Origin of the sequence: Clostridium sp. YIM B02569 (genome assembly GCF_022320765.1) — a bacterium.
Lineage (GTDB): Bacteria > Bacillota > Clostridia > Clostridiales > Clostridiaceae > Clostridium > Clostridium beijerinckii.
On sequence record NZ_JAKJJX010000005.1, the window covers coordinates 1 to 18,750 of the forward strand.

Genomic DNA, 18,750 nt, shown 5'->3' on the forward strand with positions numbered 1-18,750 from the left:
ACGTAGTTCAGTTGGTAGAGCGCCAGTTTGTGGCACTGGTTGTCGTGGGTTCGAGTCCCATCGTTCACCCCATGTAAAAATATTAGTAGGCTGTAAGGAAATTGATTTAGCTTAATTATTTGCAAAAGCATCCTATTATAATTATTATTTTGGTTCACTAGCTCAGTCGGTAGAGCACATGACTTTTAATCATGGTGTCCCAGGTTCGATTCCCGGGTGAGCCACCAAATTGTTTAACCTAAAGCAGAGAAGGTATAGTTAAATATACTTTCATGCTTTAGTTTTTTTTATTATTCAGGAAAAATTATAATCGTATTAGAAAAGGTGAGTTAGGGCAATCAAGAACCTATATTCTGGTCTAAATTTAGCATATAGTTTTCTAGAGTTTTAAGTGTAAATCTCTTATTGTATAATATATAATAAAAATAACAGCTCTAAGGTAAATGTTAACCTTAGAGCTGTTAGATTTTAATAATATGCTGGGATGTTATTAAATATTTTTCTTAAAATAGTTTTTTTCTTTAAAATGGCTGTAGAGTAGCACATATCTTTAAAAGAAGCATATTCCTTAACAGTATGATTTTTGTAAAATACAAAATTTATAAGTTCAATTTCTTCTTCGCTTAAATTTCTAAGAGATAACTTTAAATCCTCATAATCACAGATTTCACATAATGAAGCCTCAATAGATATTTCTTGTGAAGGGATATCTTCTTCAAAACTAGCATTAAAACTTAAAGCATCATGACTGTCAGTAGAACTTCTGAAATTTGTTTTTCTAATCAAATCATTTACATTATTCTTTATTGCATTAGTAGCATAAGCAACAAACCTATGCTTCTCCAAATTATACATGGAAACAGATTTAAAAAGTGATTTATAACATTCCTGCTGAATATCGTAGGTGCTGTATCCATCAACAAAAGTTTTCTTTGAAATATTATAGATTAAAGGCTTAAACTCATCAGTTAATTTTTCTTTTGCGGTTTCATCATTATTTTTACATCTTATCACCAAATTTTCAATGTAATCAAAATTCATATGAACCTCCTTTCTCACTTAATGTTGCAAATTAAACTAATTGACTCACATATGTTGTATTTATTGTTAAGTTAATTTCTACATGTAGATATACGGCCAAGAATGTACAGTTTATATAAAAATAGAAAATAATTTATATTAATTTATTGGAGGTTAGCCTGAAGTAATATTTTTACTACATTTTAGAAGTTTTTGATTTACTCATCTAAATACAATAATGCATTTATGGAAAGTTTTGTAATACGATTAATTACGTGGATGACTAAGAAATGTTAGTAAGATAAGTTTTCTTATCTTTTGCAAGAATAAATAGTAGTGAGAATTGGTTGATTAATAGATAAGAATGGGAACAATAAGAGATTTAATGTGCTTAGAAGTATTTACATATATGATGTAGAAAATGTGTTTGGATACAATATGAAATTTAGTATAAAAAGAACTGTGGTAAAAAATAAATACAAAAATTATTTGGAAATAGGATTTTTGAATAAATTAAATTTGAAAAGTGTAAGAAAATAGTGGGAAATATTCATAAGAAATCTAGGCAAAAGGATAAAAAATGCGGCATAATAATAGTAATAGGCTATTTACTATATAGATATAGCCTATTACTATATTTTTTAGAAAAATGTAAAAACAGTATTATTAAAATGGACATTATGTCTGTAATGGGAAGCTTTTGATAAGTTTTTTTGAGCATTTAAAAGCAATCTAGTTTTTTACAGAAAAAGTAAGGTGTAAGCAAATTGTATACACTAATATAAAATATATTGATTTAGCAAAGGACAATGATTTTATATGGAGTGGTTTGAGCAGGTATGCTCTTAGTTGCAGGCCCATAGACAACAATTAGGTTTCTATTCCCTGGATATCTATTAAAGGCCTGATCGTTTGTTAGAATTATCTCAGTAGATTCGGCTATGTTGAGCTTTAAATTTCCATCGCTACTTATAAGTAGATAGTCAAAATAATCTACAGTAACATTTTGATTTTCTGTGTTTTTTGCCATAACAATTGCAGGATATTGCGGAGGATAAATAAGAAGAGCAGGTGCGTTTGCGTCAAAGAATCCAGTGACCTCGTCTCCAGCCACTACCATTTCATGATCCACAAAATAAGTTCCTGGAGATATCACAAAATTTACTGGTCCTCTTTCGATGCTTTCGAGTGACATTAATTTATAGCAACCTGCTGATTCATCATCTTGGGTTGGATAAAAATCTTCAATCATTGTAATGGTACCACTAATGGCCGTAAAACTTTGTATTGTATTTCTCCAATTTGCATTGAAAGAGAGGTGAGCTACTTGATTCATGTAGTAAGGGCAACAAGGAAATTGTTTATTATACATGTATTGTATTCTCCTTTATTTTGATGTAGTTATAAGTCTCATTATAATAGTATATTAGCTACGTTGAGAAGTGTTACTTAGTATCAAGTAGATATATGCACGAAGAGTAAACTTAGTCTGTTAATTTTAGAAGATATTTATCAAAAGCTTTTTAATCTAAGTATTACTTTTGCAAAGAGACTAAAATAGTCATTTAATTGATCACAATAACATTGATAAAAAAACGAGCAGGCTTCTTTTTTATTACTACTGAAACCAACCTATGAATAGGAAATGTTTTTGGTATTTTAAAATATATATTATGTATGGAGTATATCATCAAATAAGCTTTGAAAGTAGTAAATCTATGTAGAGGTATATAAGCTAATAGATTATAGAAAATGAGGTGTTAATCGATGATAAGTAATGAAGATATGAGAATTAGTAAATTTATAAGCCTTATACTCAGGCATAAACCAGAAGAAATTGGATTAACTTTAGATGAATATGGATATATTAGTACTCCTGATTTAATTAAGGGATTAAATAAAAAAGGATATAAGGTGACAATTTCAGATATTGAAAGAATTGTAGCTGAAGATGGTAAACAAAGATATTCATTTAATAATGATAAAACTAAAATTAAAGCAAACCAGGGCCATTCAATAAAAGTTAATCTTGAATTGCAAGCTATTAAGCCGCCTAAAGTATTATATCATGGAACTGCAAGCAGGTTTATAGATAGCATATGCAAAGAAGGTATTAAAAAACAGAATAGACAATACGTTCACTTATCAGCTGATATAGAAACAGCAACAAAAGTAGGTAAAAGACATGGAGAATTAGTTATATTTAAAATTAACAGTGAGCAGATGAATAAAGATGGATATAAATTCTTCCTATCTGAAAACAAAGTGTGGTTAACTGATTATGTTCCAGTAAAATATTTTGAGGTTTTTAGAACTAATTAGAATCCATATAATTCTATAAATAACCAGAGTTAGTTGTCAAAAATCAAAAATAATAACTAAAGCTAAAGAAAATTTAAATTTAATTGATTTTTATGTTTACAAAATGGAAGAAAAACTTCTTTAAGTATATATAAGGCAAATGAGTTAGCTAACCTCAAAAGCTTAATTAAAATTATTTTTATATTTTAGGAGGCAAAATTATGGGTTATTTAGGAATTAACATGTCAGGATCAAGTATACCAGTATATTCTACAAATATTGAGGATAATACAAGGATAGGAAGTTTGGGATACAAAGAACGATTTGCAGTTACAAGCAGTGGACCAATTGCAATAGTTATAAAGTTTGTAAATTCTTCAGGGAGTTGGGTTGATGGTAGATTAGATCCAGATGCTGATATTAGTGATTGGTGTGAATATTTATTTAGATCAAGCGCAATACCAGCTGGATATTTCCGCACTGATAGTGCAGTAAGAATGTATGATTCATCAGGAAGTTTTCAAGCATCATATCCGGCAGGCACAGTAGTAGTACCATATACTGAAAGTAGATCACAAAATGGTACAAGTCACCCAGATTATCTTAGAATCAGAGCATTATATGATAGAAATGGAAATCAAATTTCTGATGATACTTATGGTATGTTCATAGATTGCAGGATAAGATATAATTCAGGTAATACTCCTGTTTATGGAGATTGGAATTAATAAGATATTGTATTAATTTAAAATAGAGGACTGTAGTAGATTTGTCATTAAGCAAATCTTGCTACAGTCCTTCTTTATTGTTCTGTTATTTCTTTCATATAATCTATTCCAATGATAGTATTATTCTTTGAATTTGGGGTGAAACCAGAGTTATGAGATTCGTCATAATCGTATGCTAGACCTAATACAAAATTACCTTGATTAGAGGAGTAAACTATGTGAGTTTTTCCAGTGGAATTATCATATTTATTTCTTATTTCTTTTATATCATTAGGCAACACGCTTTTAGCAAGTTTTATTGCATCCTCGTAGGTTACTTTTGTTGGATTTACTTCACGTGCATAGGTATAGTCAGATAATATATTTTTGTATTTTTTATTATCTACATTAGGTATTCCAGCTTCACTGCCAACAAAGCTATTTTCAGTTTCATAGTAAGTAAGAGAAGAATCAGTTTTATCATAATTCAGTTTAGATTTATCCACTTCTTTATATCTTTTATCTCTTTCAGTATTATCTCTTTCTTCGTTTTCTTCAAAAATTGACTGATCTCTTGGAGAGTTTCCACGAGTTTCAGAATTATCATTTTTATTTGTATCTTTACTTGATTCTTCAGTTTTATTTTCAACTGTAGTTTGGTTTTTATCAGAATTTTCATTTTTACCTATTGAGTTGCAGCCTATAGCTGTAAAAGATAATATAATTAATGTTGCAAGTGTTATGTAATTAAGTTTTTTCAATATATGTCCTCCTTATATAGCTTTAAAAAATAGTAATAAGAGATTCAAATATTAATAGTCAAGCATTTAACATCATATTAAAGCTTTATCATGTTAAGCGTTAAAGTAAAAACTTGTATAACAAAATGTTAACATATAATAATAATAATTGAAACAAGGATAGAAGGAAAGAGTTACGGAAATAGAAAAGGATATATCCATTGCTATTAGGCTTAAAAACCTCATTAAATAAAAATTATAAGAAAATTATAGGTAAACTAGAGAAAGTGTGTAAGAAATTAAAAAAAAGAAGGCTTATAATAGTAAGTGGGAACAGAAGATAAGTTCCCTCTCATAAACATTAAATCTTCTATATAAAAAGTATCTGGCTTATTAATTTTAGCTGGGTACTTTTTTGTAATGGAAGTAATTTGTGAAAAGGTGGTGAGTGCTTGGCAATAAAATTTTAAAAAGCAAGCAGAAAATAAAATAGGGATTACAGGAGGAGGTTCATGATTAATGAATTAATTAATTCAATTAATGAAATGTTAGTTGAAAAATTCCCAAATACAAAAATATATACATCAAAGCTAGAGAAGGAAATTGTAAGACCTTCTTTTTTTATTCGCTACGTTACCAGCAGGCAAGCAGACTTAAATAGAAATAGTTATATGAATACCATAACTATGAAGATTATTTACTTTGGTCCGCTAGATGAGCTTATGAATGTTGATTTAATAGCTCAAAATGAAGTTTGGGATGCAATGAGGGAAATCTTTAGTGATGGATATATAAAGGTACTAGGGAGAACTGCAAAGATAAGAAAGTTGAGAGGTAGAGCAAAAATGTCAGAAATACACTTGAAACTCAAGATAGATCTTGCACAAGACAGAAACTTTAATGCCCCTCAAAGCCCTAAAGCAGGCACATTTAATTTTAAAATTTAAGGAGGAATAAAAATGGGAGAACCATCAGTAGAAATTATTTTTAAAGAAGCAGGAATAACTGCTGCAAAGAGAGGAACAAGAGGCGTAGTTGCACTTATATTAAAGGATACAATGCCAGCAAATTATAGTAATCCAATAAAAATGGATACTATAGATGAAATTCCAGAAGCTTTATCAGATTTTAATAAGGAACAAATAAAACTTGCCATGATAGGATATCAAAATCCACCAAAACAAGTGATTGCTTATATAGAAGCACCAGATGCAGCTAATTATTCAGAAGCTCAAAATTATTTGGAAACTATTAAATGGGATTATGTAGTAGTTCCAAGCATTGGTCAGACTGCAGATGGAAAGGCTGATACGGAGGCAAATATTACTTCAAGAGCAACAGATTTTGCTACATGGATTAAACAATTAAGAAGTGCTAAGGATATTAGAGTTAAAGCAGTACTTCCACATTGCCCAGCTGATAGTGAAGGAGTAATTAACTTTGCTACCGACGATATAAAAACAGCAGCTAGAACTTATACTGCTGCAGAATACTGTTCAAGAATTGCAGGAATGCTAGCAGGAACTTCGCTAAATATTAGTGCTACTTATGCACCACTTGCGGAAGTAGTAGATGTTCCGCATCTAAAGAAAGAAGAAAGAGATGCAGCAATTGATGCAGGAAAATTAATTTTAATTAACGATGGAAAGAAAGTCAAAATTGATAGAGCTGTAAATAGCTTTGTAACTACTATTGAAAATAAAGGTGAAGATTTTAAAAAGATTAAGATAGTAGATATTATGGATTTAATACATGATGATATTAAATCAACAGCTGAAGATAATTATATTGGAAAATATCCAAATGATTATGATCATAAGTGCTTGCTCATTGCAGCTATTAATGGTTATTTTGAAGGGCTAGAGCTTGAAGGATTGCTTGATAGCAGTATTGAAGGGCAAAATAGAGCAGAAATCGATTTAGATGCGCAAAAAGCTTACTTAAAGAGCCAAGGTGTAGATACTTCAACTATGAAAGATCAAGAAATAAAAGAAAGTAACACTGGTTCACAAGTTTTTGCTAAGGGACAAGTTGTTATTTTAGATGCAATAGAAGATATTAAATTTCAAATATATATTTAGGAGGTAATTATTATGCCACAAGCAAAGGATATTATAAATGGGACTTGGGGAGAAGTTTGGATTAATGGAGAATATGTTTCAGAGGTGTCAGCTCTTCAAGCAAAAGTCACTTTAACAAAGGTAGATGTTAATTTTACAAGGGATCTATGGAAGAGAAGTAAAGTAACAGGTATAGAAGGAAAGGGAACATTGAAATTACATCATATATCATCAAGAATGGCAATTTTAATGAAGGATAACATCAAACAAGGAAAGCAAACTGTATGTACTATAATTTCTAAATTAGCTGATCCAGATTCAGTAGGGGCTGAAAGAGTAGTACTTAAAGATGTTACTTTTGATGAATTAACATTAGCAGACTGGGAAGTTAAAAAGAATGTTGAAGATACAATTGCATTTACTTTCTCAGGCTATGATTTCTTAGACTTAATAGAACCACAATAAAACTACACTTAAGCGTAGAACCAACCAAAATTCGATACATATTTATTCCATAGGACTAAGAAAATTTTGCTGGAAGCCACTAAATGTCAGGTTGTATTCGCTTTAGTTTGTTCCAAATATAAAATTAGGACAAACTAAAGTGAAACAACCAACCATTAAGTGGCTTCAACAGCTTATTTTCTAATGCCTATTCCACAAATATGTATCGAATTTTTATGGTTAAATATACGCTTAAGTTCAGTAAATCAATAATATACAAAATAAGAAAAAACTTTAGTGAATTAAAGAGAAAAATTTTTAAACTTACTTAATTTTAAGAAATGGAGATGAAAGTTATGAATTTAGTTGAACAATTATTAAAAATAGATGCTGGCAAAATTGAGGTGCCTTCTAAGGAGTTAAAACTTAAGCTTGCTAAACTTGGAAATATGGAGATTACATTCACATGTAATGCTATTTCCATGGAGAGATACAATGAAATTCAAGAAAGAGTGCTTCAAGTAGATAAGAAAGGAAATATTCAAGGATTTGCAACAGCACAAGCAAAGATAGAAACAGTTCTTGCAGGAGTGCCAGAGCTTAGATCAGAAGAGCTTATGAAACATTTCAAAGCTCCAACACCAAAGGAACTTATGAATAAGATATTCTTACCTGGTGAAGTTGATATTTTAGCGGATACTGTAACTGAAATTTCAGGAGTAGAATCTACTAACAAAAAAGAAGATATAAAAAACTCATAAGCACTGATGAAACTGTTAATCTCTTATATTACTGCTGGAAACTTCATGGCAAGTGGCCAGCAGAAACAATTAATAGGGGATTTGGAGAAAAGATTATCATCAGTGCTTTTATTGAACAAGAAGTTGAAGATAAAAATAAGCAAATAGAATCCCTACAAGGGGGTGAGGTTTAATGGCGAATACAGTTAATATGAACCAAATAAATATGACTCAGATTAATACAGTAGTAAATCTTACGCAAAACGTTATCATCGGAGTTCAAAAGGCTCAAGAATCTATTGAGAGTTTAGGTGCAAAAGCTGTAGAAACTTCGCAGAAGGTGAATGAAACAGTTAAATCAGCTGGATTCGGTAATAAAATAGCTAGTGGTTTAAATTCAGCTAGGCAGGCTATTGGAGAAGTTGGAAATTCAACGGCTGGTTTTCTAAAGGATTGTATCGATGGAGCCGCAAAATCAGAAAAAACTAACAAAGATTTAGCACAAACAATTAAATCTACTGGTGGAGCCGCAGGATTCACAGCTGAAGAAGTAAGTAAAATGGCATCACAATTGAGTAATGCATCTACATTTGGTGCTGGAGCGATTAAAACAGGTCAGAGTATGCTACTTACATTTACTAACATAGGGAAGGATATTTTTCCTGCAGCCTCGCAAGCAATGGTAGATATGGCACAAAAAATGGGGACTGATCCTGTTGAAGCTAGCAAAGCATTAGGAAAAGCACTTAATGATCCAACTAAAGGACTTGCAGATTTAAACGGAATTGGCATTACATTCACAGATCAACAAAAAAAGCAAGTAGAAGCAATGCAAAAAACTGGGGATACGGCTGGGGCTCAGAAACTAATTTTAAACGAATTAAATAAAGAATTTGGTGGTCAGGCAGCAGTGGCAGCAGATACTTATGCTGGTAAGCTACAACAATTATCTAATACTATAAGTGGAATTAAAAGCAATATAGGTGATGCTTTATTACCTTATGCCAAAAAAGTAGCAGAAGTATTTTTGAATGTTGCCCAATCAATAAAAAATATACCACAACCAATAATGGACATAATTGCAAAGGCTTTAGGTCTTACAGCTGTCTTTGGAACATTAATTGGTGGCTTTGGCATGTTTAAGAATATGATAGGGACGTTTTATCAACCTCTTTCAGGAGTAATGGGTTTGTTTACTAAGTTATCACTTCCAATTATGATTGTTATCGGCGTAATCGCATTATTGGCAATGGCATTTGCTACTAATTTTGGTGGAATAAGAGACTTTGTTGTATCTGTTTTTAGCAAAATATCAAGTGCTGTAAAATCAGCAATTGATGTATTTAAGAAAACAGGAAGTGCAGCAGAAGGAATAGGAGTATTTTTTTCTAGTTTATTCGGGCCTAAAGTAGGTTCAATTGTAACAAGTACGATTAAAGTTATAATTGCAACAGTTAAATCAGTAATAGACTTTATTAAGGCACATATGCCACAAATACAAAGCATAATTCAAAATGTATTTAAAGGAATCCAATCAGTTTGGAACTCTATATTAAAGCCAGTACTAACATTTGCTATTCAAATTTTCAGTAAATTAATAAGCTTTGTAATTTCTAACTGGCCACTTATAAAACAAACTATTACGACTGTTATGACAGCCATTAAAACTGTTATAAGCACTGCTTTAAATATGATAATGGCCTTTTGGAATGTTCATGGGCAGACTATAAAAACAGTAGTGTCTTCAGCATTCAACATAATTAAAACAGTAATCATGACTGTACTTAACGTAATAACAGGAGTGATTAAAACTGTAATGCAAGTTATAAATGGAGATTGGTCAGGCGCATGGAATACTATAAAAAGTACTGTGGGAACAGTATTTAATGGTGCCATAGATATTATAAGAAATATATTAAATGCAATAGGTGCAGTATTTAAAGATGTGGCTAAAACTGCTATTAGTTGGGGTAAAGATATGATAATGGGAATTGTAGATGGTATAAGAGGAGCAGTGGGTTACATTGAAGATGCTATTTCAGGTGTAGCTGATAGGATAAGATCATTTCTTCATTTCTCAGTTCCAGATAAAGGACCTCTTACAGATTATGAAACATGGATGCCAGACTTTTTAAAAGGCATGGGCCGTGGTATTAAGGTTAATACTCATTTAGTAACTGAACCAATTAAAGATCTTGCAGTAGGAATAAAAACTGGTGTAAATAAAAACTTATCATCAGGAAACAAGACTGGTAGCCAAGGATTTAAAGGTACTTCTGGATTAACTAAAGATGATAGCTCACAAAATGGATTTGCAATAACAATAGCGAAGCTTGCAGATTCTATAATAATTAGAGAAGAAAGCGATATAGATAAAATTGCAACAGCTCTAGCCAATAAATTGAGTCAAACAGCTCTTGGAATGAGTTAGGAGGTATTTTAAAATGATAGAATTTTGGTTTAATCAAGACGATACATGGTTACAACTTCCTGTACCACCTTCTAGTTATTCACTTAAATTAGCTAACAACAATTCAGTAGTTAATGTAGAATCAATTGGAGAAATAAATATATTAGGAGATTCAAAGCTTTCAGAAATATCTTTTGAGAGCTTTTTTCCTGTCCATAAATATAAATTTTGTGCATATTCTGATATTCCTAAACCATTTGAGTGCGTTGCACAAATAGAAGCTTGGAGAAAAAGTAAAAAGCCAATAAGAGTGATACTTACAAATACAGATATCAACGATCTATTCTCTATAGAAACTTTTGAGTATGGAGAAAATGATGGAACTGGAGATATAAACTTTACATTAGCATTAAAGCAGTATAAGGCATTGAAGTTAAATGAAAAAATTGTAGGTCAGTGGGGGGCAAGCTTTAGTTTAACCGATGTAAATAATATATTGGGTGGTAATATATGATTAAAATATACAGCTTATATGAAGGTTGGCTTTTAACAGATATAACTCCAGTTTGTAAAAGTATTGAATTATCAGCATCAATAGATCAGCCAGCAAGAAAATGCTCATTTAGTATGTTATATTCCTTATCAGATATAAATGAGCCTAGAGTTCAAATATGTCCAGGAACATTAATAAAGATTGTAGATGAAACTTATGGAGAAATTTTTAGAGGTGAAGTTGTAGATAGGACTTTAGGAAGTTCAAATCAAGAAGAAACTTTTACTTGCTATGATTATATGAGGTTCATTATGAGTTCATCAACAAGTATGAATATTAAGAATATGTCGCCAGAAAATGTCGTATATAAAGCTTGTGAGGAATTAAACATCAAAGTTGGTGATGTAGTGGTAACTGGAATGCCGATAGGTAGACTATGTATAGATAAGAGTTATTATAGCATAATAATGCAGTGCTATAGTGAAGTTAGCAAGCAAAATGGAAAACAGTATGTTCCTATTATGAAAGCTGATACGTTCAATGTAATTGAGAAGGGGCAAATAATATCAGATTATTTGCTTCAATCTGCTAATGTGGATTTGTGCAATAATAACATAATAGATATGAGCTATAAGGATTCCTTAGAAAATATGATAAACAGAGTAAAAATTTTTGACGTTAACAATAACTACGTAGATCAAGTGGAGAATTCAGAGCTTGTAAAAAGATATGGTGTTTTCCAGACATCGTACACAGTGGAAGATGATAACAACACATATGATGTAGCGCAAAATAAGTTATATGGCTTCAGTGAAGAAATAGAAATTGAAGCCATTGGCAATTATAGCTGTTTAACAGGATATGCTGTTAAGGCAAAAATATGGTATTTAGACATATTGAAGGATGCAACTCTTTATGTTAATGCTGATACTCATACCTGGGAATGTGGAACAGGAAAATATACAATGAAGCTTACAGTAAGCTTAAGTAACAAAATGGATTTACAGGAGGTTGATAGCTAATGGATCCATATGTAAAAATGTTAAATTTAATGAAAAGAAAAGGTGCAGAAAGTAATCCTCTTTCCATATGCATTGCTAAGGTTAATTCTCCACCTCCTGAAATAATAATTCAAACAAATGATTTGCAGCTATATAAGGATGATCTTTATATAGCTGATTACTTATTATCAGGATATTCAAGACAAGCATCAGTAACAAATACTGATGGTACTGCAGTAAGCTTTCTAGATACAATAAAAATTGGTGATGAGCTAGCAGTATTGCCTACTAAGGATAATCAAACATGGATAATACTTTGTAAGGTGGTGAAATGTAGTGGCTAGTATATTACCTGAAACAAATTTAAACATGGCAAATAAACTTGCAGCATTTTCACAAGAAGAGAAAGTTACAGATATTCCTAAAGAATATGCTTGGGATTTTGAGAAAAATGATTTCAAACTTAAGGATGGAAAATTTCAAATTGTAGAAGGAATAGAAGCATTAAAAATATGGATATGGAAAGCTCTTAAAACCAGCAAAGGAAAGTATCCAATTTACAGCGATGCATATGGAAATGAATTTGAAAAAATAATTGGTAAAGGGTTCAGTAAAAGTTTAATCGAAAGTGAGGCTAAAAGGTTAACTTTAGAATGTTTAAAGGAAAATAAACACATATTAGGCGTAAAAAACTTTGAGGTGGATAAAAACAATGATATTTTAACCATAACTTTTACAGCAATAACTGATTGTGGGGAGGTGACAATTGATGTATGAAAATAATACTGAAGAAAATTTAAGATCACAAATGCTAGATAGTATTGATTCTGGAATATCCAAAAGTGAAGGATATTTTGTATATGATGCTATTGCTCCATCTGCTAAAACCATAGCAGATTATTATAAGGCTCTAGATACAATTTTGAAATTAGTATTTGGAGAGGAAGCTCCAGAGGTGCCCCAAGATGAGTATGATAAATTTATAGATAAAGATGCAGCAAGACATGGCTTAGAGAGGAAGCAAGGCTTATATTCAGTGGGGCAAGTGACTTTTTTAGGGTTAGAAAATTCTATAATATATGAAAATAGCATAGTTCAAACTGTTGAAGGCTTAAAATATAAGGTGACATCTCAAGGAAAAATTAAAGATGGAAAATGCATACTAGGAATTAAAGCAATAGAAATAGGCTCTAAATATAATGTTCCAGCTAATGCTATTGTTGAAATACCAATTAAAATAAATGGGATAACTAGTGTGAAAAATGAAAGTGCAACTACCAGTGGAACTGATACTGAAACTAGTGAAAATTTATTGGAAAGAATCATATCTAAAGAGAGAGAAGAGAGCAGCAGTGGAAATATATATGATTATGAAAAATGGGCTCTTCAGATATCTGGTGTTGAATATGTGAAAGTAAAACCTCTTTGGGATAAAAGCAATGGAATGAATGGAAATGGAACTGTAAAGGTAATAGTTGCAGGAAATAATGGAATGGAGCTAGATGATACTATAGTACAAAAAGTTAAACAATATATAGATCCAGCAGATGGTGAAGGAAGTGGAAAGGCACCAATAGGGGCTAAAGTAACTGTAGTATCAGTCAATCCATTAAAAATTGATGTTAATATACTTGGTCTTACTGTATTAGATGGATTTGATATAAAGGATGTTAAAGACAATATAAAAGAGTCTCTTGATAATTATTTTAAAACAATTCCAGTAGGCGGAGTTGTAAAAATAAATACTGTTGAGGCAAAGGTAGTAATGACAGCCGGAGTTAATGATATATCTTCAGTAAAAATAAACAATGATACTAAAAATATAATTACAGCGGATGAAGATAAGGCATCTTTGGGAGGGATAACTTATGAGTAATACAGCTGATTTTGAAGCATTTAAAAATATTAATATTGTAAGTCCTTCAAGTGAAAATAGTGGAAATGAGTCAAAATATAAGCTAGAAAGCTATGTTATTGATGAAATGAAGAATGGCTATATTTTCCAGGAAATATTTAATGCTTACGGACATAGCTTCGATAAATTAGGTTTGGATATTTCAGATTTATTCTTGCAAATTTTGCCTCAAACTGCAACTGAATGGGGATTGAAATTATGGGAAAAACGAGTTGGAATAACTACAAATAATGCTAAATCAATTGAAGAAAGAAGAGCAAGGGTATTAGCAAAGCTTAACTCTAAAGGCACAACAACAGTTGAAGTAATAAAGCAGATATGTAAGAGTTTTGTTTCAGAAGCTGAAATAATTCAGAATAACCCAGAATACTATTTTGAAGTGAATTTAATAAGTGATACAGGCTTTCCTTATGCTTTAGATAGCTTGTACGATTCAATAGAAATAGCTAAGCCGGCACATTTAGGCGTTAAATATAAACTAATATCCGTAAATCAATCACAAATGTACTATGGCTTAGCATCAATTATGGGAGAGACTATGACAGTTTATCCATGGAGAGCTAAAAATATTGAATTCAGCGGAAAAATGGAAAGTGGTATCAGCCAATGTACAGGTTCAGAAAGCATAACAATATATCCCAGTAAGGAGATGAGTTAATTTGGCAGAAAATTTTTATACGATTTTAACAAAATTAGGGAGAAAAAAATTATCAGCTTCAGCAGTTTCAGGTAGTAAAGTAAATTTTAAAACCCTAAAAGTTGGAGATGGAAACGGATCATATTATGAGCCTTCAGAGGAGCAAACATCAATTGTAAAAGAAGTTTGGTCAGGAAATATAAGTGCAATTTCAGCTGATGAATCAAATGAAAACTGGATAGTTGTAGAAACAGTAATACCAGCAGCCGATGGAGGATTTTTCATCAGAGAAGCTGGTATTTTTGATGATGCTGGAGATATGATTGCAATCACCAAATTATCAGAAACCTATAAACCAACAATTTTAGAAGGAAGCACAAAAGATTTAGTCATAAAAATCGTACTAGAAGTCAGAAATGCAAGCAGCATAGATCTTAAGATAGATCCAAATGTAGTAGTTGCAACTAAAGGAGATATACAAATACTACAGTCAAAATTTCAAGAAGTCAGTGCTAAGTTATCAGGGAAAATGCAATTGTATATTAATGAGACACTGCCAGCTATACCTGACAGAACAAGTGATACTTTGTATTTTAAAATAACAGATAAAATAACCAATGGCTTTGCAGACAATGTGAAGGTAAGTCCCAATATGGGTATTAAAATAGTTCAATAAGAAAGGATGATTATATAATGGCGAATTTAGATAAAGTAAGGATTCAATTATTAGATGAAAGTACAGGTGCAGTATTAAAGGAAGTAAATGTATTAACAAGCGCAGATGCAGTTACATTTGCTGATGGACAAACATTTCAACAAAAGTTAGATGGAGGATTATTAAAAGGTCCTCAGGGAGTTCAAGGTATACAAGGTGTGCAAGGACCAGCTGGAGATCCTTTTACAATTGCAAAAGTGTATAGTTCAGTTTCAGCTATGAATACAGGATTTGCTACAGATGGATTAAAAATAGGGAGCTTTGTGTTAATAGATACTGGAAATATTAATGATGCTGATAATGCAAAATTATATGTTAAGGGATCAACAGCATACACATATATAACAGATCTTAGCGGAGCAACAGGTATGCAGGGACCACAAGGAATCCAAGGCATACAAGGCCCACAAGGAGCAGCTGGAATTAGAGGATCTCAATGGTATAGTGGAACTGCAATAACAGGTACTAGCACCTCAGCAACAGTTTTTACTGGAAGTGGTATAACTTCAGCGCTAGTAAATGATCAATATTTTAATACAAGCACAGGAAATGTATATGTATGTACAGCTTCAGGAGATGCAAGCACAGCAAAATGGGTATATTCAATATGTTTAAAAGGAGCCACAGGCGCAACAGGTGCTGCTGGACCAACTGGTGCAACTGGACCACAAGGACCAGCAGGAGCAGACGGAGCAAGTATTAAAGTTGGTACTGATTATGCAAGTGGAACACAAGTTAAATTATTTCTAAAGACTATTTAAGGGGGAAAACAAATGGCAACAAAAAATATAGAAATACAAGATAGTACAGGAAATATATATTACCCACATACTGATGCATCAATTGTTAAATTTGGAGATTCAAATGTTAATGCAACATTGTCAGATATGGTATATCAGGTAGCGAGTGGATCTGCCACAGCAATAACACTTACAATTAAAGGAACTCTAGTAACTGGATATCCAATAACGTTTATAGCAAGTGCAAACAATGGCGGCGCTGCTACAACTATAAATGGTAAAAAATTATATAAGCCAGGAACAACAACATCACCAAACTTAATAGCAGGAAAGGCGTATACTGTATGGTATAACTCGATAAGTGACTGTTTTTTTATCAAAGCTAGTGCAGAAGGGGATGCAGATGTTTCTAGTGTACTAGCAACTAAGAAATTTAGTAATGATAATGATACAGGATTAGTTGGAACAATGCCTAATAATGGAGCTGTTTCATCTACTTTAACAAACAGTAATCAAGAATATATAATACCAGCAGGATTTCATAATGGGTTAGGAAAAATTAAAGTTATAGTAACTAATTTAGCAGCTGAAGCTATAAAAGCTGGTACGACTGTGGGTGGAATAGTTGGCACATTTACATCAGATGCTACTGCAGCTGCTTCAGATATCTCTAGTGGTAAAACTGCATATGTAAATGGAAATAAAGTTACAGGTACAGGCAGAGGATATTCACCAGGAACTACAGTTCTTTCTGGAAATATAGATTTAAAGTTCAATCAGAAATGGAAAAGTACTGAACATGGGTATTATAATACTGGTAATTATATGTGTAGTGATGGAAATTATGTTTATGGTTTTTTTTCACAATCAAGTCAATCAGCTGATTATATCGCTAAATATGATTTAAATGGAAATCTAATATGGCAAAAAACAATTGGTTATTACAGTGTAAAAATGTGCACTGATGATTCAGGTAATCTTTATGTATCATATCTTGATTTAGTTGTTACAAAATATGATACAAATGGTGTACAAAAATGGTCCTTTTCTAATAGTTATTATGATACTGCAACAGCTATGATATATGTAAATGGATATCTTATATTAAATCAAAACACCGGTATGATTAGATTTAACACAGCAGATGGAAGTTATAGTTCTGTTGCTGCTGATCCATCTAATACATCTGTCAAATGTATTGCACTTGCTGCTGGAAAAGACGGATGCTTTTATGCTGCAATGTCAAATAAAAATATAGTAAAATTTGATACTTCATTTAATAAGATATGGACTATTAATCCATCGACTTCTTCAAATCGTGTTAGTTTATTTGTAGATAACTCAAATAATCTTTGTATATTCATTACTGATAGTAAAGCATATAAATATGATTCCAATGGAAATAAAATATGGGAACAATCTATGGGAGATGGAGATTTAAAATTTGTAGACAAAAATAATTATTGGTATATAATAGGAGAACGTAAAACATCAATAACACAATTTAATCCAAATGGAGAAAGAACATGGATGTTCAATGATTCTGTATCAGATGCTTTGATACCTGAAACAATGTATGTAGATAATAATTTAAATGTTTATTATATGATTGATGCCATATGTAAAATGCGTTCTGAATATACAATAATAAGTTAATATAAAAAATGAAGGCTTTTAATAGGTCTTCTTTTTTATTTGTTTATATATAAGAATTTCCAAGTAATTTTATATTGAACAAAATCTGGAAGAAAGGAGAAATGTATGTATTTAATAAAGTTTTAGTCAATTAAATAAAAATGCAGTAAAAGATTACTATTAAGCTAAATAATCTTTTTTTATTTTTGTATAGTATATCATGACATGTAATAATGCCAAGTTTTTAGTATCATATAGACAAAAGAATTAACATTTATTTTTAATGGAAAGGAAGTAATACATGAATGAAGAATTGATTAAAGATAAAATTGAAACGTATGAAAGAAGGCTCAATAATCATGGAGAGAGATTAGATAAGCTTGAGCAAGATTCAAGGGAACTTAAGACAGAATTGAAGAATTTATGTGAAAACATTAAATCATTAACCAATATGATGAAGTGGTTTATAACTGCAATAGGAGGAGCTTTAATAAGCTTCTTCTTTTTTGCAATTGAAACCAAGATTTTAAGGTAAAGGATGGGGATAACAATGAAAGAAATATTAATTAATCAAATTTTACCTATAGTAGATACTTCAGTAGTGGCAATTTTAGCAGTGATAATCAAGCAGGTTGGAAATTCAATAATAGATTTCTTTATTCAGAAGAAAAGTGAAATAAGCCAAAAAATAAAGATCAATGAGCATCAGGAAGAAATAAATACTGCTAGGGAAGTATGGAATATAGTAGAAGAGAAATTTAGAATTACAGAAAATGCAACTGAGCTTTTAACATCGAAGGCAGATGAATTTGATAAGGTACTTATGGAGCGTATTCCAGGATTATCGAAAGAAAATTTAGAATTTTTAAGGCAAACTATAGCTGGGGAAGTTAATAAAGGCAGAGATATGTTAACAAAAGATTCGAAAGAACAATAAATCTTATAATAGAATATAGTTACAATTAGTAATACACATTATTTAATAAATATGGCTTTAATAAAAAACGCTTATTACTAATTATTTTCAAACCAGACTTAATGTTTATGTATATTATGCAAGCATTAAGCCTGGTCTTTTTTTGTTTGCATCAAATGAAATATGGAAATTATATATTCATGCATTTTAACCTTTTACTACACTCAATAAATGATAAGTACTATTTAATTCTATCACTTGGAATATTTGACAAAG

The 18,750-nt window shown here is 31.1% G+C and carries 22 protein-coding genes and 1 tRNA gene; 20 read left to right on the top strand and 3 right to left on the bottom strand.

The features are described from left to right. Positions 1–151: 151 nt before the first annotated feature. Positions 152–227: transfer RNA gene (locus tag L3B96_RS05655), tRNA-Lys, on the top strand. A 241-nt stretch (positions 228–468) separates the two neighbouring features. On the opposite strand, the gene L3B96_RS05660 is transcribed toward L3B96_RS05655, so the two are convergent. Both L3B96_RS05660 and L3B96_RS05665 read right to left on the bottom strand, forming a co-directional pair. After that, the gene (locus tag L3B96_RS05660; protein ID WP_238859224.1) at positions 469–1,041 is read right to left on the bottom strand and encodes a sigma-70 family RNA polymerase sigma factor; all 573 of its coding nucleotides are present in this window, start codon (positions 1,039–1,041) and stop codon (positions 469–471) included. Between the two features lie 775 nt (positions 1,042–1,816). After that, on the bottom strand, positions 1,817–2,392 hold the full coding sequence (locus tag L3B96_RS05665) for a hypothetical protein (RefSeq protein ID WP_171780574.1): 576 nt from the start codon (positions 2,390–2,392) through the stop codon (positions 1,817–1,819). Between the two features lie 395 nt (positions 2,393–2,787). Between L3B96_RS05665 and L3B96_RS05670 the strand changes: the two genes are divergently transcribed. Further along, positions 2,788–3,342 (top strand): RNA 2'-phosphotransferase, encoded by a 555-nt coding sequence (locus tag L3B96_RS05670; protein ID WP_012059579.1) that lies wholly within the window; start codon positions 2,788–2,790, stop codon positions 3,340–3,342. Between the two features lie 200 nt (positions 3,343–3,542). Next, the gene (locus tag L3B96_RS05675; protein ID WP_012059578.1) at positions 3,543–4,049 is read left to right on the top strand and encodes a hypothetical protein; all 507 of its coding nucleotides are present in this window, start codon (positions 3,543–3,545) and stop codon (positions 4,047–4,049) included. Positions 4,050–4,123: 74 nt separating this feature from the next. Here the strand turns inward: L3B96_RS05675 and L3B96_RS05680 are convergent, their stop codons facing one another. Continuing rightward, on the bottom strand, positions 4,124–4,789 hold the full coding sequence (locus L3B96_RS05680) for a hypothetical protein (protein WP_012059577.1): 666 nt from the start codon (positions 4,787–4,789) through the stop codon (positions 4,124–4,126). 491 nt (positions 4,790–5,280) lie between these two features. Between L3B96_RS05680 and L3B96_RS05685 the strand changes: the two genes are divergently transcribed. The 17 genes from L3B96_RS05685 to L3B96_RS05765 all read left to right on the top strand — a co-directional run bounded on the left by L3B96_RS05685 (position 5,281) and on the right by L3B96_RS05765 (position 18,495). After that, a complete protein-coding gene (locus tag L3B96_RS05685) occupies positions 5,281–5,715 on the top strand; it encodes a DUF6838 family protein (protein WP_012059576.1) in 435 nt (144 codons plus the stop codon). A gap of 12 nt (positions 5,716–5,727) precedes the next feature. Next, positions 5,728–6,849: a phage tail sheath subtilisin-like domain-containing protein gene (locus L3B96_RS05690; protein WP_238859240.1), complete on the top strand. Its 1,122-nt coding sequence runs from the start codon at positions 5,728–5,730 to the stop codon at positions 6,847–6,849. Positions 6,850–6,861: 12 nt separating this feature from the next. Next, a complete protein-coding gene (locus tag L3B96_RS05695; protein ID WP_012059574.1) occupies positions 6,862–7,293 on the top strand; it encodes a phage tail tube protein in 432 nt (143 codons plus the stop codon). 335 nt (positions 7,294–7,628) lie between these two features. Next, a complete protein-coding gene (locus L3B96_RS05700) occupies positions 7,629–8,033 on the top strand; it encodes an XkdN-like protein (protein WP_238859242.1) in 405 nt (134 codons plus the stop codon). Between the two features lie 6 nt (positions 8,034–8,039). Beyond that, complete coding sequence (locus L3B96_RS05705; RefSeq protein WP_238859244.1) at positions 8,040–8,180, top strand: hypothetical protein; 141 nt, start codon at positions 8,040–8,042, stop codon at positions 8,178–8,180. Positions 8,181–8,205: 25 nt separating this feature from the next. Then, complete coding sequence (locus tag L3B96_RS05710) at positions 8,206–10,443, top strand: phage tail length tape measure family protein (protein ID WP_238859246.1); 2,238 nt, start codon at positions 8,206–8,208, stop codon at positions 10,441–10,443. A gap of 13 nt (positions 10,444–10,456) precedes the next feature. After that, entirely contained in the window at positions 10,457–10,936 is a 480-nt protein-coding gene (locus L3B96_RS05715; RefSeq protein ID WP_238859256.1) for a hypothetical protein, read from the top strand. After that, positions 10,933–11,937 (top strand): terminase, encoded by a 1,005-nt coding sequence (locus tag L3B96_RS05720; protein WP_238859258.1) that lies wholly within the window; start codon positions 10,933–10,935, stop codon positions 11,935–11,937. The genes L3B96_RS05715 and L3B96_RS05720 overlap by 4 nt, the downstream gene beginning before the upstream one ends. After that, on the top strand, positions 11,937–12,260 hold the full coding sequence (locus tag L3B96_RS05725; RefSeq protein WP_012059569.1) for a DUF2577 domain-containing protein: 324 nt from the start codon (positions 11,937–11,939) through the stop codon (positions 12,258–12,260). Before L3B96_RS05720 ends, L3B96_RS05725 begins: the two co-directional genes overlap by 1 nt. Continuing rightward, positions 12,253–12,693: a DUF2634 domain-containing protein gene (locus L3B96_RS05730; protein ID WP_238859260.1), complete on the top strand. Its 441-nt coding sequence runs from the start codon at positions 12,253–12,255 to the stop codon at positions 12,691–12,693. The genes L3B96_RS05725 and L3B96_RS05730 overlap by 8 nt, the downstream gene beginning before the upstream one ends. After that, positions 12,686–13,792 carry a baseplate J/gp47 family protein gene (locus L3B96_RS05735; RefSeq protein WP_238859262.1) on the top strand — a complete coding sequence of 369 codons (1,107 nt, stop codon included), beginning with the start codon at positions 12,686–12,688 and terminating at the stop codon, positions 13,790–13,792. The genes L3B96_RS05730 and L3B96_RS05735 overlap by 8 nt, the downstream gene beginning before the upstream one ends. Next, positions 13,785–14,489: a putative phage tail protein gene (locus tag L3B96_RS05740; RefSeq protein ID WP_238859264.1), complete on the top strand. Its 705-nt coding sequence runs from the start codon at positions 13,785–13,787 to the stop codon at positions 14,487–14,489. Before L3B96_RS05735 ends, L3B96_RS05740 begins: the two co-directional genes overlap by 8 nt. Before the next feature lies 1 nt (position 14,490). Then, positions 14,491–15,144, top strand: a complete 654-nt coding sequence (locus tag L3B96_RS05745; RefSeq protein WP_238859266.1) for a phage tail protein — start codon at positions 14,491–14,493, stop codon at positions 15,142–15,144. Positions 15,145–15,161: 17 nt separating this feature from the next. Continuing rightward, positions 15,162–15,944: a hypothetical protein gene (locus L3B96_RS05750; RefSeq protein ID WP_087703321.1), complete on the top strand. Its 783-nt coding sequence runs from the start codon at positions 15,162–15,164 to the stop codon at positions 15,942–15,944. 12 nt (positions 15,945–15,956) lie between these two features. Further along, on the top strand, positions 15,957–17,579 hold the full coding sequence (locus L3B96_RS05755) for a hypothetical protein (RefSeq protein WP_238859268.1): 1,623 nt from the start codon (positions 15,957–15,959) through the stop codon (positions 17,577–17,579). A 280-nt stretch (positions 17,580–17,859) separates the two neighbouring features. Then, positions 17,860–18,093 (top strand): hemolysin XhlA family protein, encoded by a 234-nt coding sequence (locus tag L3B96_RS05760; RefSeq protein WP_012059559.1) that lies wholly within the window; start codon positions 17,860–17,862, stop codon positions 18,091–18,093. A gap of 15 nt (positions 18,094–18,108) precedes the next feature. After that, entirely contained in the window at positions 18,109–18,495 is a 387-nt protein-coding gene (locus L3B96_RS05765; RefSeq protein WP_012059558.1) for a hypothetical protein, read from the top strand. Positions 18,496–18,750 lie beyond the last annotated feature (255 nt).